The organism is Leifsonia sp. NPDC056665, from assembly GCF_042791795.1.
Classification (GTDB): domain Bacteria; phylum Actinomycetota; class Actinomycetes; order Actinomycetales; family Microbacteriaceae; genus Leifsonia.
The window spans coordinates 336551-361003 of sequence record NZ_JBHTXK010000001.1; the positions used below are offsets into that span (position 1 = coordinate 336551).

General features: G+C 70.6%; 23 protein-coding genes and 1 tRNA gene. 15 read left to right on the top strand and 9 right to left on the bottom strand.

Annotated features, from left to right (window positions below; translation table 11 throughout):
* Positions 1-28: 28 nt before the first annotated feature.
* Together ACFQ9V_RS01450 and ACFQ9V_RS01455 are read right to left on the bottom strand one after the other, a co-directional pair.
* Positions 29-997 (bottom strand): cation diffusion facilitator family transporter, encoded by a 969-nt coding sequence (locus ACFQ9V_RS01450; RefSeq protein WP_382457400.1) that lies wholly within the window; start codon positions 995-997, stop codon positions 29-31.
* Between the two features lie 76 nt (positions 998-1073).
* Positions 1074-1161: transfer RNA gene (locus ACFQ9V_RS01455), tRNA-Leu, on the bottom strand.
* A 125-nt stretch (positions 1162-1286) separates the two neighbouring features.
* Between ACFQ9V_RS01455 and ACFQ9V_RS01460 the strand changes: the two genes are divergently transcribed.
* Positions 1287-2606 carry a M20/M25/M40 family metallo-hydrolase gene (locus ACFQ9V_RS01460; protein ID WP_382457401.1) on the top strand — a complete coding sequence of 440 codons (1320 nt, stop codon included), beginning with the start codon at positions 1287-1289 and terminating at the stop codon, positions 2604-2606.
* A gap of 10 nt (positions 2607-2616) precedes the next feature.
* Positions 2617-3480, top strand: a complete 864-nt coding sequence (locus ACFQ9V_RS01465) for an undecaprenyl-diphosphate phosphatase (RefSeq protein ID WP_382457402.1) — start codon at positions 2617-2619, stop codon at positions 3478-3480.
* Positions 3481-3534: 54 nt separating this feature from the next.
* Here ACFQ9V_RS01465 and ACFQ9V_RS01470 read toward each other — a convergent pair whose 3' ends face one another.
* Positions 3535-4485 (bottom strand): proteasome assembly chaperone family protein, encoded by a 951-nt coding sequence (locus ACFQ9V_RS01470; protein ID WP_382457403.1) that lies wholly within the window; start codon positions 4483-4485, stop codon positions 3535-3537.
* Between the two features lie 90 nt (positions 4486-4575).
* On the opposite strand from ACFQ9V_RS01470, the gene ACFQ9V_RS01475 reads away from it, so the two are divergent.
* The 10 genes from ACFQ9V_RS01475 (at position 4576) to lnt (ending at position 14905) form a co-directional block, all read left to right on the top strand.
* Positions 4576-5280, top strand: coding sequence for an HAD family hydrolase (locus ACFQ9V_RS01475; RefSeq protein WP_382457404.1), 705 nt, complete (start codon positions 4576-4578; stop codon positions 5278-5280).
* Positions 5277-6296: a tRNA (adenine-N1)-methyltransferase gene (locus tag ACFQ9V_RS01480; RefSeq protein ID WP_382457405.1), complete on the top strand. Its 1020-nt coding sequence runs from the start codon at positions 5277-5279 to the stop codon at positions 6294-6296. The genes ACFQ9V_RS01475 and ACFQ9V_RS01480 overlap by 4 nt, the downstream gene beginning before the upstream one ends.
* 84 nt (positions 6297-6380) lie before the next feature.
* On the top strand, positions 6381-7301 hold the full coding sequence (locus tag ACFQ9V_RS01485) for an FKBP-type peptidyl-prolyl cis-trans isomerase (protein WP_382457406.1): 921 nt from the start codon (positions 6381-6383) through the stop codon (positions 7299-7301).
* Between the two features lie 20 nt (positions 7302-7321).
* The gene (locus tag ACFQ9V_RS01490; protein ID WP_382457407.1) at positions 7322-8371 is read left to right on the top strand and encodes a helix-turn-helix transcriptional regulator; all 1050 of its coding nucleotides are present in this window, start codon (positions 7322-7324) and stop codon (positions 8369-8371) included.
* Positions 8364-9338 carry a helix-turn-helix transcriptional regulator gene (locus tag ACFQ9V_RS01495; protein WP_382457408.1) on the top strand — a complete coding sequence of 325 codons (975 nt, stop codon included), beginning with the start codon at positions 8364-8366 and terminating at the stop codon, positions 9336-9338. The genes ACFQ9V_RS01490 and ACFQ9V_RS01495 overlap by 8 nt, the downstream gene beginning before the upstream one ends.
* Positions 9339-9347: 9 nt before the next feature.
* Positions 9348-9698, top strand: a complete 351-nt coding sequence (locus tag ACFQ9V_RS01500) for a hypothetical protein (RefSeq protein WP_382457409.1) — start codon at positions 9348-9350, stop codon at positions 9696-9698.
* 3 nt (positions 9699-9701) lie between these two features.
* Complete coding sequence (gene tatA, locus ACFQ9V_RS01505) at positions 9702-9986, top strand: Sec-independent protein translocase subunit TatA (protein ID WP_382457410.1); 285 nt, start codon at positions 9702-9704, stop codon at positions 9984-9986.
* 43 nt (positions 9987-10029) lie between these two features.
* The gene (gene tatC / locus ACFQ9V_RS01510) at positions 10030-10782 is read left to right on the top strand and encodes a twin-arginine translocase subunit TatC (RefSeq protein WP_382457552.1); all 753 of its coding nucleotides are present in this window, start codon (positions 10030-10032) and stop codon (positions 10780-10782) included.
* 9 nt (positions 10783-10791) lie between these two features.
* Complete coding sequence (locus tag ACFQ9V_RS01515) at positions 10792-13227, top strand: DEAD/DEAH box helicase (RefSeq protein ID WP_382457411.1); 2436 nt, start codon at positions 10792-10794, stop codon at positions 13225-13227.
* Between the two features lie 76 nt (positions 13228-13303).
* Complete coding sequence (gene lnt, locus ACFQ9V_RS01520) at positions 13304-14905, top strand: apolipoprotein N-acyltransferase (protein ID WP_382457412.1); 1602 nt, start codon at positions 13304-13306, stop codon at positions 14903-14905.
* 27 nt (positions 14906-14932) lie between these two features.
* On the opposite strand, the gene ACFQ9V_RS01525 is transcribed toward lnt, so the two are convergent.
* The 4 genes from ACFQ9V_RS01525 to ACFQ9V_RS01540 form a co-directional block, all read right to left on the bottom strand.
* Positions 14933-15304 carry an RNA polymerase-binding protein RbpA gene (locus ACFQ9V_RS01525; RefSeq protein ID WP_382457413.1) on the bottom strand — a complete coding sequence of 124 codons (372 nt, stop codon included), beginning with the start codon at positions 15302-15304 and terminating at the stop codon, positions 14933-14935.
* 117 nt (positions 15305-15421) lie between these two features.
* Positions 15422-16171 (bottom strand): glycerophosphodiester phosphodiesterase family protein, encoded by a 750-nt coding sequence (locus ACFQ9V_RS01530; protein WP_382457414.1) that lies wholly within the window; start codon positions 16169-16171, stop codon positions 15422-15424.
* Positions 16168-17178, bottom strand: coding sequence for an SPFH domain-containing protein (locus tag ACFQ9V_RS01535; protein ID WP_382457415.1), 1011 nt, complete (start codon positions 17176-17178; stop codon positions 16168-16170). The genes ACFQ9V_RS01530 and ACFQ9V_RS01535 overlap by 4 nt, the downstream gene beginning before the upstream one ends.
* Positions 17175-17675, bottom strand: a complete 501-nt coding sequence (locus ACFQ9V_RS01540; protein WP_382457416.1) for an NfeD family protein — start codon at positions 17673-17675, stop codon at positions 17175-17177. The genes ACFQ9V_RS01535 and ACFQ9V_RS01540 overlap by 4 nt, the downstream gene beginning before the upstream one ends.
* 141 nt (positions 17676-17816) lie before the next feature.
* On the opposite strand from ACFQ9V_RS01540, the gene ACFQ9V_RS01545 reads away from it, so the two are divergent.
* Together ACFQ9V_RS01545 and ACFQ9V_RS01550 are read left to right on the top strand one after the other, a co-directional pair.
* The gene (locus tag ACFQ9V_RS01545) at positions 17817-18605 is read left to right on the top strand and encodes an SDR family oxidoreductase (RefSeq protein WP_382457417.1); all 789 of its coding nucleotides are present in this window, start codon (positions 17817-17819) and stop codon (positions 18603-18605) included.
* Complete coding sequence (locus ACFQ9V_RS01550) at positions 18602-20596, top strand: S9 family peptidase (RefSeq protein ID WP_382457418.1); 1995 nt, start codon at positions 18602-18604, stop codon at positions 20594-20596. The genes ACFQ9V_RS01545 and ACFQ9V_RS01550 overlap by 4 nt, the downstream gene beginning before the upstream one ends.
* Positions 20597-20609: 13 nt before the next feature.
* On the opposite strand, the gene ACFQ9V_RS01555 is transcribed toward ACFQ9V_RS01550, so the two are convergent.
* Positions 20610-21248, bottom strand: a complete 639-nt coding sequence (locus ACFQ9V_RS01555) for an HdeD family acid-resistance protein (RefSeq protein WP_382457419.1) — start codon at positions 21246-21248, stop codon at positions 20610-20612.
* A gap of 176 nt (positions 21249-21424) precedes the next feature.
* On the opposite strand from ACFQ9V_RS01555, the gene ACFQ9V_RS01560 reads away from it, so the two are divergent.
* A complete protein-coding gene (locus ACFQ9V_RS01560; RefSeq protein ID WP_382457420.1) occupies positions 21425-23818 on the top strand; it encodes an ATP-binding cassette domain-containing protein in 2394 nt (797 codons plus the stop codon).
* Between the two features lie 4 nt (positions 23819-23822).
* On the opposite strand, the gene ACFQ9V_RS01565 is transcribed toward ACFQ9V_RS01560, so the two are convergent.
* The gene (locus ACFQ9V_RS01565; protein ID WP_382457421.1) at positions 23823-24446 is read right to left on the bottom strand and encodes a septum formation family protein; all 624 of its coding nucleotides are present in this window, start codon (positions 24444-24446) and stop codon (positions 23823-23825) included.
* Between the last annotated feature and the right edge of the window lie 7 nt (positions 24447-24453).

A 24453-nucleotide genomic window follows, 5' to 3' on the forward strand; every position in this document is an offset into this window, starting at 1 on the left:
TATTGGAGCAGCTCCGCTATCGGAGCGGCTAGCGAAGCTCCTGCGTGTCGGCCTCGCGCGGCACGAGCGACGGGGCGCCGCGCCGGGACAGCGTCAGCACGGCCTCCGCGACGTGCTCGTTGCGCTCCAGCGCTTCCGCGACCGCGTACAGGTCGTCGGCGACATCGGACTCCTTGTCGTCGCCCACCAAGTCCACTGCTGCGACGAGGAACACCCGCTCCGGCCCCACGTACTCCAGGTGCAGGTAGGTGACCCTGTCCACCTCGGGATGCTGGAGAAGCGTGGCCAGGGCCGCCTGTTGCACCCGGTCCGGGGCGGGCTCTCCGAGCAGGAAGCGCCGGTTGCGGTCGATCAGCACGAAAGCGACGACCGCGAGGAGGATCCCGACCAGGATCGAGCCGGCCGCGTCGTAGACCGCGTTCCCGGTGAGCTCGTGGAGCAGCACCCCGAGGAACGCGACGACCAGCCCGATCAGTGCGGCGGCGTCCTCCGCGAAGACCGCGCGCAGCGTCGGGTTCGAGGTGCTCAGGACGTGCTCCAGCGTCCCGGTGTCGCGTTCGGCCGCCTTCGACCTGGCCTGCCGGAACGACTGGAGGAACGAGACGCTCTCGAAGACGAAGGCGATGGCGAGCACGAGGTAGTTGATGAGGTAGTCGGAGTTCGGCTCGCCGGTGCCGAGCTGGGACAACCCGTGCAGGATCGACACGACGGCGCCCGCGGTGAACAGCCCGACGGCGGCGAAGAGCGACCAGACGTACGCCTCCCGCCCGTAGCCGCTGGGGTGGAGGTCGTCGCTCGGCCGCGCCGCGCGCCGCTCGGCCTGCAGCAGGAAGACCTCGTTGCCGGAGTCGGCCCAGGAGTGCGCGGCCTCCGCGACCATCGACGCGGACCCGGTGATCACGGCCGCGGCGGTCTTCGCGAGCGCGACCACGATGTTCGCGCCGAAAGCGACGAGGACCGTGAGCAGGCTCTGCTTCGACTGCTTCCCGGAGGCCATGCACGCCACCCTAGGCCCCTGCGGCAGGCCGGGGAACGACGAAGGCCCCGATCTCTCGATCGGGGCCTTCGCGATGTGGTGTCCGAGGGGGGACTTGAACCCCCACGCCCTATACGGGCACTAGCACCTCAAGCTAGCGCGTCTGCCATTTCCGCCACCCGGACGGGTGTTTTCCGGCCGCCGAAGCTTCCGGCTGCCGAAGAAAGACATTAGCACGAAACCGACTTCCGCTCTGACATCGTCACGCACCCCGGGCGTGGCGGGACGGGCCGCCCGGTAGCGTGGGGGGATGACCGACTCCACCGACACCGCCGCGACCGGGCTGGACGAGACCGCGATCATCGCGCGCGACCTGATCCGCTTCGACACCACCAACTACGGCGAGGGCCGGTCCAACGGCGAGACCGAGGCGGCCGAGTACGTGGAGGCGCGGCTGAGCGCGATGGGCCTGTGCCCGCAGCTCTTCGAGTCCGACCCCGGCCGCACCAGCGTTGTCGCCCGGGTGGCGGGCAAGAACTCCGCCAAGCCCGCCCTCGTGGTGCACGGTCACCTCGACGTCGTCCCCGCCGACCCGCGCAACTGGTCGGTGGACCCGTTCGGCGGCGTCGTCAAGGACGGCCTGCTGTGGGGCCGCGGCGCGGTCGACATGAAGAACATGGACGCGATGATCCTGACCTCGGTCGGCGACATCCTGGCCGCGGGGGAGCAGCCCGAGCGCGACCTGGTGCTCGCCTTCTTCGCAGATGAGGAGGACGGCGGCCGGCGCGGCTCGCACTTCCTGGTGGACACCCAGCCGCAGCTCTTCGCCGGGGCCACGGAGGCCATCAGCGAGGTCGGCGGCTACTCGATCGACCTTGCCGGTCAGCGCGCGTACCTGCTGCAGACCGGGGAGAAGTCCCTCGTCTGGATCAAGCTGATCGCCCGCGGCCGCGCCGCCCACGGCTCCCGGCTCATCAGCGAGAACGCGATCACCCGGCTCGCCGAGGCCGTCCTCGCCATCGGCAAGCGGGAGTGGCCGATCCAGCTCACCGACACCACGTCCCGGCTGATCGGCGAGCTCGGCCGGCTGCTCGACGTCGACCCGGAGCAGGTCGGTCCCGACGAGGTGGTGCTGCGCACCGGCACCGCGGCGGGCTTCATCCTCGCGACCCTGCGCGCCACCAGCAACCCGACGCTGCTGGACGCCGGCTACAAGCACAACGTCATCCCCGACACGGCGGAGGCGCTCATCGACATCCGCACGCTGCCCGGCGACGAGGACCGCGTGCTCGCCGAGGTGCGCGAGCTGGTCGGCGACGACGTGGAGATCCAGGTCATGCACCGCGACATCGGCCTGGAGGCGGAGTTCGGCGGCGAGCTGGTCGACGCCATCACCGGCACCCTGGAGCGGCACGATCCGGGCGCTCCGGTCCTGCCGTACCTGCTCTCCGGGGGCACGGACAACAAGGCGCTCAGCCTGCTCGGGATCACCGGCTACGGCTTCGCGCCGCTGCGGCTGCCGAGCGACCTCGACTTCCCCGGGATGTTCCACGGGGTCGACGAGCGGGTCCCGCTGGAGGCACTAGTGTTCGGCAGGTCCGTCCTGCGCGACCTCCTGCGCAGCTACTGAAAGAGCCTTCGTGGAATTCCTCAACGCCCTCGTCCTGGGTGTCGTCCAGGGACTCACCGAGTTCCTGCCGGTCTCCTCCAGCGCCCACATCCGCATCGTCGGGACGCTGCTCGGGACCGGCGCCGACCCCGGCGCCCGCTTCACCGCGATCATCCAGCTCGGCACCGAGGCCGCCGTGCTGCTGTACTTCTGGCGCGACATCGCCCGCATCGTCACCCGCTGGTTCCAGGCCCTCCTGGGCCGCATCCCGCGCAACGACCCCGACGCCAGGATGGGCTGGCTGGTCATCATCGGAAGCGTCCCGATCGTGGTGCTCGGCCTGCTCTTCCAGGACGCGATCGAGACCACCTTCCGGTCGCTCTGGATCGTGGCGACCACGCTCATCGTGTTCGGCATCCTGCTCGGGATCGCGGACTGGGTGGGAGCGAAGACCCGGCGCCTCCGCGAGCTCACCTGGGGCCACGGCATCATCTTCGGTTTCGCCCAGGCGCTCGCCCTCGTCCCCGGCGTCTCGCGCTCGGGCGGCACGATCACGGCCGGGCTGTTCATGGGCTACCAGCGCCGGGCGGCCGCGCGGTACTCGTTCCTGCTCGCCATCCCGGCGGTCTTCGGCAGCGGCCTGTACCAGCTCTACAAGGCGTTCAAGGAGCCGTGCACCGCGGCGCTCGAAGCCGCGGGCACCTGCACCCCTGAGGTCTTCGGTCCCGTCGAGACGGCGGCCGCGACGGTCGTCGCGTTCGCGGTCGGGCTCGTCGTGATCGCCTTCTTCATGGGCTACATCTCGCGGCGCAGCTTCCTGCCGTTCGTGATCTACCGCATCGCCCTCGGCGGGCTGCTGATGGTCCTGCTCGGGACGGGCGTGCTGGCCGCCTGACGGCCTTCCGACACGCCCGGGAAGCCCGCGCCGCCGGGTGAATTCACGCGGTAATCAGCCCCGGCGCGGGTCGTCGCCCGCCTTGCCGTCGCGCCCGTCCCGGCCATCGCGACCGTCCCGGCCGTCGCCGCGGCGACGGAGGTAGCGCTCGAACTCCTGCGCGATCGCCTCGCCGCTCGCCTCGGGGGAGTCGACGGTGTCGCGGGCCTGCTCGAGTTGCTGGATGTAGGCGGCCATCTCCTCGTCGTCGGAGGCGAGCGCGTCGATCCCGGCCTCCCAGGCGGCGGCCTCCTCCACCAGCGACCCGCGCGGGATGGTGACGTCCACCAGTTCCTCGAGCTTGTCGATGAGCGCCAGCACGGCCTTCGGGCTCGGCGCGTTGTGCACGTAGTGCGGCACGGAGGCCCAGATCGAGATGGTCGGGATGCCGACGTCCTCCGCGCCCTCGGAGAGCGCGCTGAGGATGCCGACCGGCCCTTCGTAGGTGGACCGTTCGATCCCCAGCTCGGCGCGCACGGCGGCCGACTCGCTGGTGGCGAAGACCGAGATCGGCCGGGTGTGCGGCACGTCCGCGAGCATCGCGCCCAGGAACACGATCACGCCGATGTCCTCGGCGAGCGCCGCATCCATGATCTCGGCCGTGAAGCTCTTCCAGCTCCGCGACGGCTCGGTGCCGAGCAGCAGGAAGATGTTGCCGGAGTTGTCGCCGGTCACGTCGAGCTCGGCGTCGTCGGCGAGCGTCTCGCCGACGCGGCCGGGCCGGGCCGGGCCCATCACGACCGCGGACGGCCAGACCAGGCGACGGCGGCCGTCGTCTTCGGTGACGACCGGGCGGTTGAACTGGAAGTCGAAGTAGAGCTCCGGGTCCACCTCGGCGATCGGGACGACGTCGAGCTGCTCCTTGAGCGTCTTCACGGCGCCGCTGGCTGCTTCGCCTGCGTCGTTCCATCCTTCGAAGGCCACCACCAGGATGCGCCCGCCGAGGATGTTCTTCGCGTCAGTCACGTGGCCTACTCGTCCTCTCGTCGGCGCGCCGGTCGGCCCGCCGTTCTCACCAGGATAGGCCCCGACCCCGTCGCGATAGACTTGCCGGTCGTGACCGATCTGACCACGAACCCCCTGCCGGCCGCTGTCTTCTGGGACATGGACGGCACCCTCGTCGACACCGAGCCGTACTGGATGGCCTCCGAGCAGGAGCTCGTCGGCTCGTTCGGCGGTGTCTGGACGCACGACGACGGATTGCTGCTGGTCGGCCTCGGGCTGTGGAACTCCGCCGAGATCCTGCGCTCGCGCGGTGTGGCGATGGACGCGGACGAGATCGTGCACTGGCTGACCGACCGGGTGCGGCAGCGCCTGGACGAGCAGGGCGTCCCGTGGCGACCCGGCGCGCGCGAGCTGCTCCGCGCGCTGCGCGACCAGGGCGTGCCGACAGCGCTGGTGACCATGTCGGTGCGCAGCATGGCGGAGCAGATCGTCGCGGCCATCCCGTTCGACGCGTTCGACATCATCGTCAGCGGCGACGAGGTCACCGACCCCAAGCCGCACCCGGCGCCGTACCTGCGCGCCGCCGAGCTGCTGGGCGTCGCGCCGGGCGACGCGGTCGCGATCGAGGACTCCCTGGTCGGGCTGTCCTCCGCCGTGGCCTCCGGCGCCGCGACGATCGGCGTGCCGCACATCGTTCCGCTGCCGGAGTCGGACGAGCACACGCTGTGGGACACGCTGGAGGGTCGCACGGCCGAGGACATCGCGGCCGTGGCCGCCGGGCGGCGCGCCGCAATCAATCAGGAGGACGCACGATGACTGAAGAGCGACGCAGTTCGGGCCCGTTCCGGGTGGGGGACCGTGTCCAGCTGACCGGTCCCAAGGGCCGCATGAACACGATCACGCTGGAGCCGGGCAAGCTCTTCCACAGCCACCGCGGCGTGCTCGCGCACGACGCCATCATCGGGCTGCCGGACGGCTCGGTGGTCGCCAACAACGCCGGCGTCGAGCACCTCGCGCTCCGCCCGCTGCTGAACGACTTCGTCATGTCCATGCCCCGCGGCGCGGCGATCGTCTACCCGAAGGACGCCGCGCAGATCCTCGCCCTGGCCGATGTCTTCCCCGGCGCGACGGTCGTGGAGGCCGGCGTCGGCTCCGGAGCCCTGTCGCTCTGGCTGCTGCGCGCGATCGGCCCGGAGGGACGCCTGCTGTCGTTCGAGCGCCGCGAGGAGTTCGCCGACGTGGCGCGCGCCAACGCCGCGACCTTCCTCGGCAGTGATCCGGAGAACTGGACCGTCACCGTCGGCGACCTCCAGGAGGAGCTGACCGCCGCCGTCGAGCCCGCGAGCGTCGACCGCGTCGTGCTCGACATGCTCGCGCCGTGGGAGACCCTCGACGCCGTGACCGCCGCGCTCAAGCCCGGGGGCGTGGTGCTCTGCTACGTCGCGACCGTCACACAGCTCTCGCGCGTGGCCGAGGCGATCCGGGCCACCGGGCACTACACCCACCCGCAATCGAGCGAGACGATGGTGCGCGGCTGGCACGTGGAGGGCCTCGCCGTGCGTCCCGACCACCGGATGATCGCGCACACCGGCTTCCTGATCACCGCGCGTCGCCTGGCGCCGGACACCGTCCTCCCCGAGCTCAAGCGCCGCCCGTCGAAGAGCGACTACGACGACGCCGACGTCGAGGCCTGGACGCCCGGCGCCCTGGGCGAGCGGCAGTCCAGCCCGAAGAGCCTGCGCAAGCGGATGCGGGAGGCCTCGGCCAGCGCGACGCTCGCGCGCGAGGGCGGCGCGGCGCCAGGTGACGAGCGCGACCCGCACGTCGACTAGCATGGTTGAGGTCGTGAGGCGTGTCGCCTGACGCGACAACCCCCACCGCTCGCATCGAAGAATGCTCGCATCGAAAGAGGACCCGTGCGCAGAGCTACCGCACTCGGAAGATCGTCCGTCGCCCTCCTCGTCGTCGGCATCGCCGCCGCCGCGCTGACCGGATGTTCGTCCAACCCCAACGCCGACTGCGGCTCCGCCCTGAAGAGCGGGCAGGCGTCGGATCTGGTGACGGCAACCGGTCCGATCGGCAAGCAGCCGAAGATCGGCTTCCCGACGCCGGTCGACACCACGACCTCCGAGCGCACGATCATCAGCACGGGCACCGGCCAGCCGGTGATCAACGGCCAGATGGTGGAGATCCAGTACACGCTGCTCGACGGCCAGACCGGGCAGGTCGGCGAGAAGGGCAGTTACGGCGGCGACAGCACGCCGATCACCATCGGCAACTCCAACGCCGCGATCAGCAAGGGCCTGCTCTGCGCGCCGGTCGGCTCGCGGGTCGCCGTCGCGATCTCGCCGAAGGACTCCGGCGGCGCGGGCTCCGGCAACACGACCATCCTGGTCGCCGACATCGTCCACGCCTACCTCCCGGCGGCCAATGGCGCCGTGCGCCCCTCCGTCTCCGGCTTCCCGACCGTCGTGCTCGCGCCGACCGGCCAGCCGGGCATCACGATCCCGTCCTCCGGCGGCGACCCCAAGACCGTCCGTACCGAGACGCTCAAGCAGGGCGACGGCGAGGAGGTCAAGGCCACCTCGCAGGTCGTCCTCCACTACACGGCGGTCGGCTGGGACCAGAAGAACGTCGTGATGAGCAGCTGGCAGAGCAAGTCGCCCGACATCGTGTCGATGAGCACCGGCCAGAGCGCGCTCAACCAGGCGCTGCCCCAGGAGATCCTGAAGCCGCTGATCGGCCAGAAGGTCGGCTCGCAGCTCGTCATCGAGGCTCCGGCGAACGGCAACGTCCCCGCCGCCGCCTGGGTGGTCGACATCCTCGGAGTCCGCTGAGTCCCGACTAGGATGGTCGGGTGCCTCGATCCTCGTCTTCGCCCGCGCGCGTCCCGGTCGAGGAGCGTCTCTTCAGCCTCGTGCTGGCGCTGCTCGCGACCGAGAACGGACTGACGAAGAACGAGATCCTCTCGACGGTCCAGGGCTACCGCCAGCGCTTCGAGGCGCACGGCGACAACAGCAGCCTGGAGCGCCAGTTCGAGCGCGACAAGGACGACATCCGCGAGCTCGGCGTCCCGCTGGAGACGGTCGAGTCGCCGGAGGCCGCAGGCAACAACCAGCTGCTGCGCTACCGCATCCCGAAGGGCGCATACGACCTCCCGTCCGACGTGGTGTTCTCGCCGATGGAGATCACCCTGCTCGGGCTCGCAGCCACGGTGTGGCGCGAGGGCTCGCTGTCGGGGGAGTCGCGCCGCGCGCTGATGAAGCTGCGCTCGCTCGGCGTGGAGGCCGACGAGCCGGTCGTCGGCTACGCACCGCGCCTGCGCGCCCGCGAGAGCGCGTTCGAGCCGTTGAGCCAGGCGCTGGAGCGCAACGCGATCGTCCAGTTCCCCTACCTCAAACCCGGTGAGAGCGCGTCCCGCGTGCGCACGATCGCGCCGCTCGCGCTCGTGCAGCACCAAGGCCGCTGGCACCTGCAGGGCATCGACCAGGAGGCCGGCGGCTCGCGCACCTTCCTGCTCTCGCGCATGGTCGGGCCGGTCAAGGTCACGAACCGCACGTTCACGCCGGAGGGCGACGACTTCGCCGAGCGCGCCCTGGAGGACCTGGAGCGGATCTGGGCGGCGAACGTCGCCGAGATCGAGGTGACGGCGGGCACCGACGCCGCGACCCGGCTGCGCAAGCGCTACGGCGACGCCGTCCCGGCCGAGCACGAGGGTGCGGCCTTCCGGCTCACGGTGAACTTCTCCGACATCAACATCCTCGCCGACCAGCTCGCGGCCTTCGGCCCCGAGGTGCTGGTGCTGGCTCCGGAGGAGCTGCGCGGCAAGGTGGTCGAGCGCTTGGTGGCGGTCGCCGAGGCGCACGAGAGCGCCGCCGACGCGGGGGAGGAGCACGACCGTGGCTGAGCGCAGGCGCCCGATGCAGGCGCAGGACAAGCTGGCGTTCCTGCTCGCGCTGGTCCCATACCTGATGGACCGCGACCGGGTCACCGTCGCCGAGGCGGCCGAGCACTTCGGCGTGGACGAGGAGAGCATGCGCGACGCCGTGCGGCTCATCGCCGTCTCCGGCATCCCCGGCGAGACGAACGCGTACCAGCCGGGCGACCTGTTCGACATCTCCTGGGACGACTTCGAGGAGAACGACCGCATCATCCTCACCCACCAGGTGGCGATCGACGACTCGCCGCGGTTCTCCGCGCGGGAGGCCGCCGCGCTGATCGCCGGCCTCCAGTACCTCACCGCACTGCCGGAGAACGCCGACCGCGACGTGATCGGCTCCCTGATGGCCAAGCTGGCCCGCGGCGCGTCCGCGGCGCCCAGCCAGGTCGCCGTCGCGCGCTCCGAGTCGGACGAAGCGCTCGCGACCATCCGCGAGGCCGTCATCGCCGGCACCCAGCTCGAGTTCGACTACCTCAACTCCCGCGGCGAGCGCGAGCGTCGCCGCGTCGACCCGCTGCGCGTGGAGTCCGCCGACCAGGACTGGTACCTGCGCGGCTGGGACCACCTGCGCACCGCGATCCGCACCTTCCGTCTCGACCGCATCGACGGCCTGATGACGACCACGGAGCCGATCACCTACCGGCCGGGCGACCTCAGGCTGCCGGAGACGCTCTTCGAGGGCACGCCGGAGGATCAGCTGGTCACCGTCGAGGTGTCCGCCTCCGCGATCCCGCTCATCGAGGACTACATCCCGGAGGGCGCGCCGCGCGAGGAGCGCGACGGCGTGATCCGCACGAGCGTGCGCGTCGCGCACTTCCACGGCCTCAAGCGACTGGTCGCGGGCCTCGCCGGCGTGCTCACGGTGCTGGACCCTCCCGAGGCCCGCCGCACCGTCGCCGAATGGGCGCGTGCGGGCGCCGACCGCTACCGTTAGGCTCCGAGCATGCCGTGGTGGTCGTGGGTCGTCATCTGGGTCGTGCTCGTGCTCGGCCTGCTCGGCATGCTCGCGTTCTTCGCCTGGTGGCTGTTCCGCAAGGTGATGGCCGCCGGACGCGAGGCGAGCGCGCTGATCGAGAAGGCGGACGTCCTCAGGCAACGCTCGGATGACATGCGGTACACTGAGTTTCACAGCGCCGTCTTCGCCGACGCGGACGTGCTCCGCGCGCAGCGCGAACAAGCCGTCGCCGACCGCCAGGTCGCACGGCAAGCTCGCAGAGACAGCCGGGTTCGGCGCGGTAAAATACTCGTGAGAGCGGATCCGTTCCGCTACTCGTACTTGAACAGAAGGACGTAAATCATGCTCGGCGGCCTCACCGGATGGCACTTGCTCATCATTCTCGCGGTCATCCTCCTTCTCTTCGGTGCGCCCAAGCTTCCCGCCCTCGCGAAGAGCATCGGTCAGTCCATGCGCATCTTCAAGGGCGAGGTCGACGAGATGAAGAAGGACGGCAAGGACGACAGCGCGAACACCGACGCGTCGACCGCCGCTCCCACCACCTCTGCGCCTGCTGCGCCGACCGCCGCTGCGCCGACCACCGCTGCGCCGACTAACGACGCGACCGAGTCCAAGCCGAAGCAGTAGCTGCGTGGCCTCCACCAAGCGAGGCAAGAACCGCGAAGGCCGGATGTCGCTGGCCGAGCATTTCGTCGAGCTTCGTAAACGCTTGTTCCGCGCTGCGCTCGGCCTCCTGGTCGGCGCGGTCGCGGGCTGGATCCTCGCCGGTCCCGTGATGGACGCGCTGCGGGAGCCGATCACGGCGATCGCGAAGCAGCAGGGCCGCGAGGCGCTGCTGAACTACGGCAGCATCACCGGTGCCTTCGACCTGAAGATGCAGATGGCGGTCACCATCGGCATCATCATCTCCAGCCCGGTCTGGCTGTGGCAGATCTGGGCGTTCTTCGTTCCGGCACTGACACGCAAAGAGCTCAAGTACGCGTTCGGCTTCTTCTTCACCGCGGTTCCGCTGTTCATCGCGGGCGGCGTGGCCGGCTGGCTGCTCGTGCCGCACATGGTCAGCCTCCTGACCAGCTTCGCGCCGGAGCAGGACGCGGCGATCATCGACGCCAAGACCTACATCGACTTCGTGACCAAGCTCGTCCTCGCCGTCGGCGTCGCCTTCGTGCTGCCGGTATTCCTGGTGCTGCTCAACTTCGTCGGTGTGCTGAGCGCCAAATCGATCATCGGCTCCTGGCGCTGGGCGATCATCATGATCGCGCTCTTCACCGCCATCGCGACGCCCGCGGCCGACGTGCTCTCGATGTTCCTCCTCGCCGTTCCGATGGTGCTGCTCTACTTCGGCGCTTACGGCGTCGCCTGGTTGCACGACCGCCGCGCGGCCAAGGTGGCGATGCGACTGGAGGCCGAGCTCGCGGCATAGGCTGGTCGCGTGACCGACCAGCAGCAGCTCTCCCCGGCCGAACGCTTCGCCGCCTCGCGGCAGCGGGCGCAGCAGCCCCAGCTGGAGACGTTCCGGGCGGGGCTGCGCTTCGATCTGGATCCGTTCCAGCGCGAGGCGTGCGCCAGCCTGGAGAACGGCCGCAGCGTGCTCGTGGCCGCGCCGACCGGTGCGGGCAAGACCATCGTGGCCGAGTTCGCGGTGTTCCTCGCCATGCGCGAGGCGAACGCGAAGGTGTTCTACACCACGCCGATGAAGGCGCTGAGCAACCAGAAGTTCCAGGAGTTCGTCGAGGCCTACGGGCCTGAGTCGGTCGGCCTGCTGACCGGCGACACCAACATCAATTCGCACGCGCGCATCGTGGTGATGACCACCGAGGTGCTGCGCAACATGCTGTATGCGGACTCCGACCTCCTCGGCGATCTGGCCTACGTGGTGATGGACGAGGTGCACTACCTCGCCGACCGGTTCCGCGGGGCTGTCTGGGAGGAGGTCATCATCCACCTGCCTCAGGCGGTGCGGATGGTCTCGCTCAGCGCCACGGTCTCCAACGCCGAGGAGTTCGGCGACTGGCTGCAGGCGGTGCGCGGCGACACCGACGTGGTGGTCTCCGAGGAGCGCCCGGTGCCGCTGGAGCAGCACATCCTGATGCGCACCAAGCTGATCGACCTGTTCGACTCGTCCGGCCTGGCGGCGACGAACCGGGTGAATCCGGAGCTCGTGCAGATGGCGCGCTACGGCGGCCGGGTGCTGTCCAGCCGGCAGACGCGCGACGTCGGCCGCTACCACTCGCGCGGCGGCCGCCCCGACACCTTCCGGATGAACCGCGCCGACTTCGTCCGGATGCTCAACGAGCACAACCTCCTGCCGGCGATCTTCTTCATCTTCAGCCGCAACGGCTGCGACGCCGCCGTCCGCCAGACCCTGCGCGAGGGCGTGCGGCTCACCGAGCAGCGCGAGCGCGACGAGATCCGCGCCATCGCCGAGGAGCGCTGCCGCACCCTGCTGGACGAGGACCTCGCGGTGCTGGGCTACTGGGAGTGGCTGGAGGGCCTGGAGCGCGGCGTCGCGGCTCACCACGCCGGCATGCTGCCCGCCTTCAAAGAGGTGGTGGAGGAGCTCTTCCGTCGCAAGCTGGTCAAGGTGGTCTTCGCGACGGAGACGCTCGCGCTGGGCATCAACATGCCCGCCCGCACCGTCGTGCTGGAGAAGCTGGAGAAGTTCAACGGCGAGGCGCGCGTGCCGATCACGCCGGGGGAGTACACCCAGCTCACCGGCCGTGCAGGGCGCCGCGGCATCGACGTCGAGGGTCACTCCGTCATCCAGTGGGAGGACGGCCTCGACCCGCAGTCGGTCGCCTCGCTGGCCTCCCGCCGCAGCTATCCGCTCAACTCGAGCTTCCGGCCTACGTACAACATGGCCGTCAACCTGATCGACCAGTTCGGACGGCTGCGCACCCGCGAGATCCTGGAGTCCTCGTTCGCGCAGTTCCAGGCCGACCGCGCGGTGGTCGACCTGGCCCGCAAGGTGCGCCAGCAGGAGGAGTCCCTCGCCGGCTACGAGAAGGCGATGGAGTGCCACCTCGGCGACTTCCGCGAGTACTCGCGCATCCGCCGCGAGCTCAGCGACCTGGAGAAGAAGGGCCAGCGCATCGAGAACGCGTCCAAGGCCGATCGCGAGCGGCGCCAGCGCCAGCTCGCCGCGCTGCGGAAGCGAATGCGGGATCACCCGTGCCACCGCTGCCCCGACCGCGAGCAGCACGCCCGCTGGTCGGAGCGCTGGTGGAAGCTCAAGCGCGACACCGACCGGCTGAGCGCCCAGATCCAGTCCCGCACGGGAGCGGTCGCGAAGGTCTTCGACCGGGTCTCCGACGTGCTCCTGGAGCTCGGCTACCTGACGACGGAGGACGGCGAGACGGCGCTGACCGTGCACGGCCGCACCCTCAAGCGCATCTACGGCGAGCGGGACCTGCTGGTCGCCGAGTGCCTGCGCCGCGGCTACTGGAAGGAGCTCGACGCCGCCGGCCTGGCCGCGATGGCGTGCGCGTTGGTCTTCGAGCCGCGACGCGACGACGGTCTCGCCCACGACCGCAACCTCCCGCGCGGCGCCTTCCGCCCGGCCCTGGAGCGCACGACCGACCTCTGGGCCCGGCTGGACGACCTGGAGCGGGAGAACCGCCTCCCGGGCAGCGAGCCCGTCTCCACGGCGCTGGCGCTGGCGATGTACCAGTGGGCGCGCGGGGCGGCGCTGGACGTCGTGCTGCGCGAGGCCGACATGGCCGCAGGCGATTTCGTCCGCTGGACGAAGCAGACGATCGACCTCCTCGACCAGCTCTCGCTCGTCGCGCAGGGCAACGTAGGACGCACGGCACGGCAGGCGCTGGAGTCGATCCGCCGCGGCATCGTCGCGTACTCCGCCGTTGCCTGAGGGAGAGCCGGTGCCTGAGAACGGAGGCCCCGTGGCTGTGCGGGACGCAGAGCGCGATGCTTTAGGCTCTCCCTTCGTGACCCGAACGCCGCGCGCCCGCCGATCGCGGCGTGCTGCGCTGCCGCCGGCTCCGTTGCCGCTCTGGCTCGCGATCCTCGTCGCGATCGGCGCCGGTCCCGTCCTCGCCGCCGGCTTCCCCGGCCAGAACCTGTGGCCGCTGACCTTCGTCGGCATCGGGATGGTGCTGCTCGCACAGCGCGGGCGCACGTCCGGGAAGGCGTTCCTGGTCGGCTGGCTCGCGGGCGAGGCGTTCTATCTGGTGCACGTCTCCTGGACGTCGCTGTATCTCGGCCCGGTGCCGTGGGTCGCGCTCTCGACGCTGGAGGCGCTGTTCTGGGGCGCGGGCGGCGTCCTCCTCACGCTGGCCTACCGCTGGGCGCCGAAGGCCTGGCCCGGCATCGCCGGCCGGCTCGGGATGACGCCCGTGATCGTCGCAGGGCTCTGGGTGCTGCGGGAGTACGTGACGGGCAACTGGCCGTACGGCGGCTTCTCCTGGGGCCGGGTGGCGGAGTCGCAGTCGCTCAGCCCGTACGCTCCGCTGGTCGCCTGGCTCGGCATCTCCGGCCTCAGCTTCGTCATGGTGTGGCTGGTGGCGCTCCTCCTCGAGCTGTTCTTCGCCGTCGACGTGCGAGCGCTCCTGCGCGGCGCCGTCGCGGTCGGCGCGATCGCCGTGGTGCTGGCCGTTCCGTCCTGGCCGGCGACGACGCACGGCACCACCCGGATCGCCGCCGTGCAGGGCAACGGTCCCGCCGGCTACTTCGACAACGCCCCGGAGGGCGCGGTGCTGGACACCCAGATCACCGAGACGCTGAAGATCCCGGCCTCGCAGTCGACCGGCGCCAAGAAGCTCGACATGGTGGTCTGGCCGGAGGGCGCCGCCCAGCCCGACCCGACGCGCGACCCCGGCTCCGCCTCCGTCCTCGACGCGCTGAGCCGGAAGTTCGGCGCGCCCTTCATCGTCGGGACGATCACCTCCCGCGACGGCAAGTACTTCAACACGTCGCTGCAGTGGGAGGCCGGCAAGGGCGCCGTCGACTACTACGACAAGAAGCACCCGGTGCCATTCGGCGAGTACGTGCCCGACCGGTCGTTCTGGCGGCCCTTCGCGCCGTCGCTCATCGACCTCATCGGCCGCGACTACACGCCGGGAACCCGCGACAACGTCTTCGACGTCGGGGGAGTGCGCGCCGGCGTCTCGATCTGCTTCGACATCGTGGACGATCAGCTCCTCACCGACATGATGAACGACGACGCCCAGGTCATCCTGGCGCAAACGAACAACGCCGACTTCGGCAAGACCGACGAGAACGAGCAGCAGCTCGCCATCGCCCGGCTGCGCGCGATCGAGTCCGGACGGGCCCTGGTGAACATCTCGACCGTCGGCAGCAGCCAGATCATCGCGCCGGACGGGAGGACGATCACCATGATCCCGCCGTTCCAGCCCGGCCACATGGTCGCGGACGTGCCGCTCGGCACCACGACGACGCCGTCCACGCTGCTCAGCCGCGGCATCGAGTTCCTCGTCGCGGGCCTCGGGCTCTTCGGCCTGCTGGCGGCCGCGCTGTGCCGCAGACTACCGGCGCCTGAACTGAGAAAGCCGCTCCCACCGGAACGGTGAGAGCGGCTCTGGTCGGGGCGCCGAGCGTCAGGCTGAGTACTTGTGCTCGGCCGTCCCGCGGCGTGCGCGCAGGTACTGCAGCCGCTCCTCGAGGAGCTCTTCGAGCTCGGCCCTGGTGCGGCGCTCCAGGAGCATGTCCCAGTGGCTGCGCGGCGTCTTGACGTCCGAGTGGTCGATCTCGACGGGCTTGTCGTCGACCAGCAAGCGGGCCTCGTGGCCGCAGTGCTTGCACTCCCAGCCCTTGGGAGGTTCGGCCTCGGCGGAGAAGACCATATCGGTCTCCAGGCCGCAGTCGGGGCACAGGTAGGTATAACGGGAACGCGGAGAGTAGACGACGCCTTCTTCGCTTTGTAAGCTCTGGGCGCCAAGCCTCATTCCGCGCAAGCTGCGATCTGCCATCGTGTGGTCTCCTCTTCGCGCGAATCGTCACCATTTATAAACCAGCAAGCTGGGGATTCTCTTTCCGCGTGCTCCCTTCTCTCAGTGGGCTCACAGCGTCACTCAAGGGACCACGGCTCACTTCCGGGCGCTGACCAGGGCTTTCAAGAGATTGCAGCGATTGGTGACGATTCCGTCGACTCCCAGGTCGAGCAGCCGCGTCATGTCGGCGACGTCGTCGACCGTCCAGACGTGCACCTCGGCTCCCGCGGCCTGGATCGCGCGGACCGTGCGGGCGGTGACCAGGCGCACCGGGCCGCGGCGCTCCGGGATCTGCACGGCGGCGAACCCCCGCAGGGCGCGCCGGGTGAGCGGGCGCACCCCGAGTTTCGAGCCGATCAGCGCCGGCACGAACTCCGAGACGGAGGGCGACACCGCGACATCCGGGAGGGCGGAGGTGGCGGCCCTCCTGCGCGCTGCCGAGAAGCTCGTGAGGAGGACCCGGTCGGCTGCGCGCGTCTTCACGATCGCGGCGGCGGCCGGGGCCGCGGCGCGCTCGTCCTTGATGTCGATGTTGAAGCGCGCCTGCGGGAAGGCGTCCAGCGCCTCGGCGAGCGAGGAGAACGACTGGCCGTGGCCGAGCGGGATGCGCCGCAGCTCGGCCAGGGTGAGCTGCTCCACGCGCACGTCGCGGCCGGCCACCCGGGACAGGTCGGGGTCGTGGCTGACCACCGCCTCGCCGTCGGCCGACGCGTGCACGTCCGTCTCCAGGTGCGTCGCACCCGCGCTCAGCGCCTTCAGGAAGGCGAGCAGGGTGTTCTCCGGCGCGTCCGACGCCAGGCCGCGGTGCGCGATGATGCGCGGCCGCGGCCCGTCGAGGAACGTCACGCCGGGGGAGCGGGCGGGGGAGTCGGACCCGTGGCGCCGCCGGCGGCCGCCTCCACGGACGGCGCGGCCTGGGTGCCGGCCGGGGCCGCGTCGAACCCGGCAGCGGCCGTGCCCTTCGGCCCGAGCGCCGCACCGATGCCCTTCAGCGCCTCCGTGAGCTCGCTCGGGATGATCCAGAGCTTGTTCGCGGAGCCCTCGGCCAGCTTCGGCAGCGTCTGCAGGTACTGGTAGGCCAGCAGCAGGTTGTCGGGCTTCCCCTCGTGGATGGCGCTGAAGACGGTGGCGATCGCCTTCGCCTCGCCGTCCGCGCGCAGCACGGCCGCCTTCGCGTCGCCCTCCGCCTTGAGGATCGCCGCCTGGCGGGAGCCCTCCGCGTTGAGGATCTCGGACTGCTTCGTGCCCTCGGCCGTCAGGATCACCGCACGGCGATCGCGCTCGGCGCGCATCTGCTTCTCCATCGAGTCCTGGATGGACAGGGGCGGATCGATCGCCTTCAGCTCGACGCGGGATACTCGGATGCCCCACTTGCCGGTGGCTTCGTCGAGCACCAGGCGCAGCTGGCCGTTGATGTTGTCGCGGCTGGTCAGGGCGGCCTCGAGGTTCAGGCCGCCGACCACGTTACGCAACGTGGTCGTGGTGAGCTGCTCGACGGCGCCGAGGTAGTTGGCGATCTCGTAGGTCGCGGCGCGGGCGTCGGTGACCTGGAAGTAGACGACCGTGTCGATCGAGACGACCAGGTTGTCCTCGGTGATCACCGGCTGCGGCGGGAAGGAGACGACCTGCTCGCGGAGGTCGATGAGCGGGCGCACCTTGTCGATGAACGGGACGACGACGTTGAGGCCCGGAGTGAGCGTCTTGTGGTACCGGCCGAGCCGCTCCACCACCCCGGCCCGCGCCTGCGGGATGATCCGGATGGCGCGGAACAGCGTGACCAGCACGAAGATCGCGATCACCAGGATGATGATCGAGACGACGATGGTCACGACGAGCTGGGTGACTTGGGTCACGTCAGGCTCCTCTCGGTGAGGTCGCCGGCTCCCGCCGACACCGGTGACGGGGCGACGACGGCCGTCGCGCCCTCGATGCTCAGGACGATGACATGCTCGCCCGGCACCAGTTCGGCGGGGCCGGACTGGGCGGGCGAGAGCCGCGCGGTCCAGGTCTCCCCGACGGACAGCTTGACCAGCCCCGCGGTGCGCGAGACGGTCGAGACGACGACGCCGTTCATGCCGATCAGCGCGTCGACGTTGCTCTTGGTGGGGTCGCCGCCGCGCTTGAGCCTGTGCAGCAACGGCGTCCGGATGAAGAACACCAGGACCACCGAGATCGCGGCCGCGATGATGAGCTGCAGCCACCACGGGGCGCCGAAGAACCCGGCGATCAGCCCTCCGAAGCTGCCGATCGCGATCATGAGGAAGACGAAGTCGAGCGTCAGCATCTCGATGATCACGAACACGAGGATGAGGACGAGCCAGGCGATCCAGGCGAAGGACGTGATGTCCATGAGCGGCCCCCTCTCTACACATCACTATGTATCTACACATCACTATGTACTTGCTAGAACGCTAGCATTCCCGCGGCCCACTGGACGGAACGCACTTGGTAGTCTCAGAAAGCCGTGTCGTCCAACGCTCTAGGAGTACCCGTGTCCAACGCTTCCGCGTCCGCCAGCCCGCTCGAGCAGGGCAGCCTCACCGGCAAACGCGCCCTCGTCACCGGTTCGTCGCGCGGTATCGGCGCCGACACCGTGCAGTACCTCGCCGACGCCGGCGCCGCGGTCGCGATCAACTACCGCAACAAGGAGGCGCGCGCGGTCAAGCTGGCCGACGCGATCCGCGCGCAGGGCGGCGCCGCGATCACCGTCGGCGCCGACCTCACCGACCCGACGTCGGTCGGCGCGCTGTTCCGGGCGATCGACGCCGAATGGGGCGGCCTCGACATCCTGGTCCTGAACGCCTCAGGCGGCATGGAGTCCGGGATGGCCGAGGACTACGCCATGCAGCTCAACCGCGACGCGCAGGTGAACGTCCTGACCTCGGCGCTGCCGCTCATGGCCTCCGGCTCTCGCGTCGTGTTCGTCACCAGCCACCAGGCGCACTTCATCCGCTCGACGCCGACCATGCCCGAGTACGAGGCCGTCGCGCTGAGCAAGCGGGCGGGCGAGGACGCGCTGCGGGCGCTGCTCCCGGAGCTCGACGCGAAGGGCGTCGAGTTCGTCGTGGTCTCCGGCGACATGATCGAGGGCACTATCACCGCGACGCTGCTCAACCGGCTGAACCCCGGCGCGATCGACGCCCGCAAGGAGGCCGCCGGCCGCCTCTACAACGTCGGCGAGTTCGCCGCTGAGGTCGCGTCGGCGGTGGTCGACCCGGTCCCGGCCGACCACACCCGCCTCGTCGGCGACGTCTCCAGCTTCGAGCCGATCAGCGAATGAGGGGCGCCGACCTCGAGCTCCTGACCGGAGTCTCGCGCCCCACCGTCCACCCGGCAGGGGGCCGCGCGGTCGTCTCGGTCACGCATCCGTCGCTCGCCGCCGATGCGACGATCGGCCAGCTCTGGAACATCCCGCTGTCCGGGCACGCGGCGCCGCGGCGGCTCACGCGCGGCTTCCGCGACAGCGCCCCGGCGTTCTCGCCGGACGGCCGCCTGATCGCGTTCCTGCGCGGCGGCCCGAAGTCGCCCTCGCAGCTCATGGTGGTGGACGCCGCCGGCGGCGAGCCGGTGGTCGCCACCGATCGCAAGCTGGGCGTGACCGAGTTCGCCTGGGCTCCGGACGGCCGCTCGCTGGCTTTCGTCAGCCGCGATCCCGAGCAGGGGCGCTACGGCACGGTGGAGGGCATCGACCCGAACGGGGAGCGTGCTCGCCGGATCGACACGCTGAAATATCAGGCAAATGGACTCGGCTACATCACCGACCGGCGCTCGCACGTCTACGTCGTGTCCGTCCCCGACGTCTGGGCGGAGCCGCCGGTGGCGCCGATCGCGGAGCCCGACGGCTCGAGCCGGCCGGCGCCGGCGGTGGCGACGCCGCGTGCGCTGACCAGCGGGGACTGGGACGACTCGACGATCGCGTTCTCGCCGGACGGGTCCACGCTCGCGTTCGTCTCGTCCCGCCACGACGGCCGCGACGACGACCTCCGCTCGAACGTCTTCCTGGTGCCGGTCGACGGCGGCAGGGAGCCCTCCGACGAGACGGGGGAGCACGGCAGCTTCTCGGTCGTCGCCGTCGCCTACGGCCTCAACGGCGCGCTCTACTTCAGCGCGCAGGACGTCGGGCAGGGCGGCAGGGACTTCGTGGCGAAGAACACCGCGCTGTACGTGATCGACCACCCGGGGGCCGCTCCGCGCCTGCTGACCGATCCGGAGACGGTCGACCTCACCGAGTCGGAGATCGTCGCCTTCCGCGACGACAGCGTGCTGGTGTCCGACCGCCGCCGGGGCGCGCTCGTCCTGACCGAGGTGGAGGCCGACGGCGCCGCACGCCGGCTCACCGACGACCTCACCGTGGTGGGCGGCGCCGGCGCGGCGGGTGGGACGATCGTGGTGAGTGTGTCCGACGCCGCCACAGCGGGCGACGTCGCCGTGATCGACGACGACGGCCTCCGGAGGCTCACCGACTTCTCCCGCGCGCTTCGTGCTGCAGGCGTGATCGCCCCGCGCGAGCTCACGGTGACGGGCCGGGACGGCTATCCGATCCACGGCTGGGTCGTGGCGCCGGAGGGCGCAGGGCCGCATCCCGTGCTCCTGAACATCCACGGCGGGCCGTTCGCGGCCTACACCGCGGCGCTCTTCGACGAGGCGCAGGTCTACGCCGCCGCGGGCTACGCCGTGGTGATGTGCAACCCGCGTGGCTCCGCCGGCTACGGCCAGGAGCACGGCCGCGTCATCCGGCAGCGGATGGGCACCGTCGACCTGGCGGACGTCCTGGACTTCCTGGACGGCGCGATCGCCGCGACCCCCGGCCTCGACGCCGAGCGCGTCGGCGTGATGGGCGGCTCCTACGGCGGCTACCTGACCGCGTGGACGATCGCGCACGACCACCGGTTCGCCGGGGCGATCGTGGAGCGCGGCTACCTCGACCCCGCCGCCTTCATCGGCACCAGCGACATCGGCAGCTTCTTCAGCGACGAGTACACCGGCACCGATCCGTCCGGGATCGCGGCGCAGAGCCCGCAGGCCGTGGTCGACCGCGTGCGGACGCCCACCCTGGTGCTGCACTCGTCCAGCGACCTGCGCTGCCCGCTCGGCCAGGCCGAGCGGTACTACGCGGCGCTGAAGCGGGGCGGCGTCGAGGCAGAGCTCGTGATCTTCCCGGGGGAGGACCACGAGCTGAGCCGCAGCGGCCGCCCGCGGCACCGTCGCGAGAGGTTCGAGATCATCCTGGACTGGTGGGACCGGCACCTGCCGGTGAAGGCGCGGCGCTAGGCGGAGACGGGCGCTAGGCGGCGGCGGGCGCGGCGGGCGCCGCGCTCGTCTTCAGCACCTCGCGGCCGAAGGTGAACGCCCGGACGATCCCGATGATGCCGAGCACGATCAGCGCGATCGCGGCGAACAGGATCAGGAACACGGCCGACGACGCGGGCAGGAACAGCACCACGAGTCCCGCGATGATGCTGAGGACGCCGTAGGCGATCGCCCAACCGGCGGAGCGGGCGCGCCCGGCCTCCACCAGCGCCATGATGCCCTCGATGATCCAGCCGACGCCGATGAAGGCGAGGGCGAAGATCACCAGCACAGTCGCGGCGGTCGAGACGTTCTTCAGAGTCACGATGCCGACGAACACCAGCAGCACGCCGAGGATGATGTTCAGCGTGCGGATGCCGCCCCCGATGCCGCGGGCGAAGATCCCGACGCCCAGCCGCATGATGCCGGCGATGAGGAAGTAGATGCCGAGGAACACCGCCAGCACCGCGATGGTCTTGGCGGGCCAGAACAGCAGCACCACGCCGAGGATGACGGCGACAGCACCGCTGACTCCCATCACGGCCCGGATCGCGTTGATGGCCGAACGGGTCATCTCCGACGCGTCCAGCGAGAGGTCGTGGACGGCGGAGCCGAGAGGATCGGTGGAGGACATCGCACGCACCTTTCAGTCGTGCGGCCACGTTGTCGGATGGCCGCTTACGCGCAGAATACTGAAAATCTCCTGTGCATATCAGACCCATTCTCGCGACGCCGCGGTCGCGGGGGAGGAGAGCGGGTCGGAGGCGCCTGGTTAGATCGGAAGCGACACCGAACGGACGGAGTGCAGCGATGACCACGGCCACCAGCGCGACCACCAACGCGAGCACCGCCGCGGGCGGACAGGAGCGGGCGGACACGCACGACGTCATCCGGGTCCGCGGCGCGCGTGTGAACAACCTCAAGGACGTCAGCGTCGAGCTCCCGAAACGCCGGCTGACCGTGTTCACCGGGGTGTCCGGCTCCGGCAAGAGCTCGCTGGTGTTCGGGACCATCGCCGCCGAGTCGCAGCGGCTCATCAACGAGACCTACAGCGCGTTCGTGCAGGGCTTCATGCCGTCACTCGCGCGGCCGGACGTGGATGTGCTGGAAGGTCTCACCACGGCCATCCTCGTCGACCAGGAGCGGATGGGCGCCAACGCGCGGTCCACCGTCGGCACGGTCACCGACGCGAACGCCATGCTGCGCATCCTGTTCAGCCGGCTCGGGCAGCCCCACATCGGCTCGCCGCAGGCCTTCTCGTTCAATATCCCGACCGTGCGCGGCTCCGGCGCCATCTCGATCGAGGGCAAGGGGACGGTGAAGCGCAGCTTCGAGCAGACCGGCGGAATGTGCCCGCGCTGCGAGGGGATGGGCACCGCCTCCGACATCGACCTGACACAGCTTTACGACGAGTCGAAGTCGCTGTCCGGCGGCGCGATCACGGTGCCCGGCTACACCGCGGACGGCTGGTCGGTGCGGATGTTCAGCGAGTCCGGCTTCTTCGACGCGGCCAAGCCGATCCGGGAGTACTCGGAGACCGAGCTGCACGACTTCCTCTACAAGGAGCCGGTGAAGGTCAGGATCAACGGCATCAACCTCACCTACGAGGGCCTGGTGCCGCGCGTCCAGAAGTCGATGCTGTCGAAGGACGTCGAGGCCATGCAGCCGCACATCCGGGCGTTCGTGGAGCGCGCGGTCACCTTCGCGCCCTGCCCGGAGTGCGCAGGCACGCGGCTCAACGCGGGCGCGCGGTCGTCGCTGATCGGCGGCGTCAGCATCGCCGACGTGTGCGCGATGCAGCTCAGCGATCTCGCCGCGTGGGTGCGCGAGCTCGACGAGCCGTCGGTGGCGCCGCTGCTGGCCGGCCTCCAGGGCACGCTCGACTCGTTCGTGGACATCGGCCTCGGCTACCTGTCGCTCGACCGGCCGTCCGGCACGCTGTCGGGCGGGGAGGCGCAGCGCACCAAGATGATCCGCCACCTGGGGTCGTCGCTCACCGACATCACCTACGTCTTCGACGAGCCGTCGATCGGCCTCCACCCGCACGACATGCGCCGGATGAACGAGCTGCTCGTGCAGCTCCGCGACAAAGGCAACACGGTGCTGGTGGTGGAGCACAAGCCGGAGATGATCGTCATCGCCGACCACGTGGTCGACCTCGGGCCGCGCGCGGGCACGGCCGGGGGAGAGATCGTCTACGAGGGGACCATCGAGGGCCTGCGGGCGAGCGGCACGCTCACCGGGCGGCACCTGGACGACCGCGCGACGGTCAAGGACTCGGTGCGCACGCCGTCCGGGCGGCTGGAGGTGCGCGGCGCGACGTCGCACAACCTCCAGGACGTGGACGTCGACATCCCGCTCGGCGTGCTGGTCGTGGTCACGGGCGTCGCCGGCTCCGGCAAGAGTTCGCTCATCCACGGCTCGGTGTCGCCGCGCGAGGGCGTCGTCTCCGTCGACCAGGCCGGCATCCGCGGCTCGCGGCGCAGCAATCCGGCCACGTACACCGGCCTGCTGGAGCCGATCCGCAAGGCGTTCGCGAAGGCCAACGGCGTCAAGCCGGCGCTGTTCAGCGCGAACTCCGAGGGCGCCTGCCCGAACTGCAACGGCGCCGGCGTCATCTACACCGACCTCGGCGTGATGGCCGGCGTCTCGACGGTGTGCGAGGTCTGCGAGGGCAAGCGCTTCGATGCGTCGGTGCTGGAGTACCGGTTCGGCGGCCTGGACATCAGCGAGGTGCTCGCGCTGTCCGTGGAGCAGGCGGAGACGTTCTTCGCGAGCGGCGAGTCCCGCATCCCGGCCGCCCACGCCGTCCTGCAGCGCCTGGCGGACGTCGGCCTCGGCTACCTGACCATCGGCCAGCCGCTGACGACGCTGTCCGGCGGCGAACGCCAGCGCCTCAAGCTCGCGACGCACATGGCGGAGAAGGGCGGCGTGTACGTGCTGGACGAACCGACCACCGGCCTGCACCTGGCCGACGTCGAGCAGCTGCTCGGCCTCCTGGACCGGCTGGTCGACTCGGGCAAGTCGGTGATCGTCATCGAGCACCACCAGGCCGTGATGGCGCACGCCGACTGGATCGTGGACCTCGGCCCCGGAGCCGGCCACGACGGCGGCCGTGTCGTGTTCGAGGGGACGCCCGCCGACCTGGTCGCGGCGCGCTCGACCCTGACCGGGCAGCACCTGGCGGAGTACGTGGGCGCGTGACGTCTTAGTGGGCCGCCACGGCGGTCCCGGTGAGCTCGTGGCGTGAGTAGGTGTCGACGAAGCACTCGTAGGCGCGGTCTCCCGATGCCCACTGGGCCGCGCTGTTCGGGTAGCGCAGCTCCACCTGGACGTCCTCGTTCCACACCGCGACCCAGTTCCAGTCCAGGATGCCGGGGGCGGTGCAGAGGTCGCCGACCTGGGTGTTGAGCGCCTGCGCGCCCGGGAACGGCGCGCTTGCGGACTGGGGGAGGGTGCCCTGCGAGATCACCTGGGCGATGTGCGGCGACGCGCAGTCGATGACGGGGTACGCGTTCGCCCACGGCGAGGGGAAGACCTGGAGGCACGCGCCGGTGGCGATGCTGCCGACCGGTTGCTCTGGGACGGTCGCGACCGGGGGCGTGTGGGTGGGGCGCGGCGGCAGCCCGAGTGGCGTGGGAGCCGGATCCAGCGGGTGACTGGACGGGGATGCCGCAGTCTGGTCGGCCCGGGCGTGGCCGGCGGGGGAGCCGCCGGCGAAGGCGGCCACCGAGAGGAGGACGATCGCGGCGGCGGCGGTCGCGGCCACGAGGACGATCCAGCCGCGGCGCGACAGGCCGTCCGGGCTCGCGGGCGATCGGCGGTCTCTCACCGCCTCA

What these genes read in the sequence shown, in the direction of transcription:
- ACFQ9V_RS01550 (WP_382457418.1), top strand. Translation starts at nt 18,602, where the DNA reads ATGAGGGGCGCCGACCTCGAGCTCCTGACCGGAGTCTCGCGCCCCACC.
- ACFQ9V_RS01555 (WP_382457419.1), bottom strand. Translation starts at nt 21,248, where the DNA reads ATGTCCTCCACCGATCCTCTCGGCTCCGCCGTCCACGACCTCTCGCTG.
- tatA (WP_382457410.1), top strand. Translation starts at nt 9,702, where the DNA reads ATGCTCGGCGGCCTCACCGGATGGCACTTGCTCATCATTCTCGCGGTC.
- tatC (WP_382457552.1), top strand. Translation starts at nt 10,030, where the DNA reads ATGTCGCTGGCCGAGCATTTCGTCGAGCTTCGTAAACGCTTGTTCCGC.
- ACFQ9V_RS01460 (WP_382457401.1), top strand. Translation starts at nt 1,287, where the DNA reads ATGACCGACTCCACCGACACCGCCGCGACCGGGCTGGACGAGACCGCG.
- ACFQ9V_RS01500 (WP_382457409.1), top strand. Translation starts at nt 9,348, where the DNA reads ATGCCGTGGTGGTCGTGGGTCGTCATCTGGGTCGTGCTCGTGCTCGGC.
- ACFQ9V_RS01540 (WP_382457416.1), bottom strand. Translation starts at nt 17,675, where the DNA reads ATGGACATCACGTCCTTCGCCTGGATCGCCTGGCTCGTCCTCATCCTC.
- ACFQ9V_RS01525 (WP_382457413.1), bottom strand. Translation starts at nt 15,304, where the DNA reads ATGGCAGATCGCAGCTTGCGCGGAATGAGGCTTGGCGCCCAGAGCTTA.
- ACFQ9V_RS01450 (WP_382457400.1), bottom strand. Translation starts at nt 997, where the DNA reads ATGGCCTCCGGGAAGCAGTCGAAGCAGAGCCTGCTCACGGTCCTCGTC.
- ACFQ9V_RS01560 (WP_382457420.1), top strand. Translation starts at nt 21,425, where the DNA reads ATGACCACGGCCACCAGCGCGACCACCAACGCGAGCACCGCCGCGGGC.
- ACFQ9V_RS01480 (WP_382457405.1), top strand. Translation starts at nt 5,277, where the DNA reads ATGACTGAAGAGCGACGCAGTTCGGGCCCGTTCCGGGTGGGGGACCGT.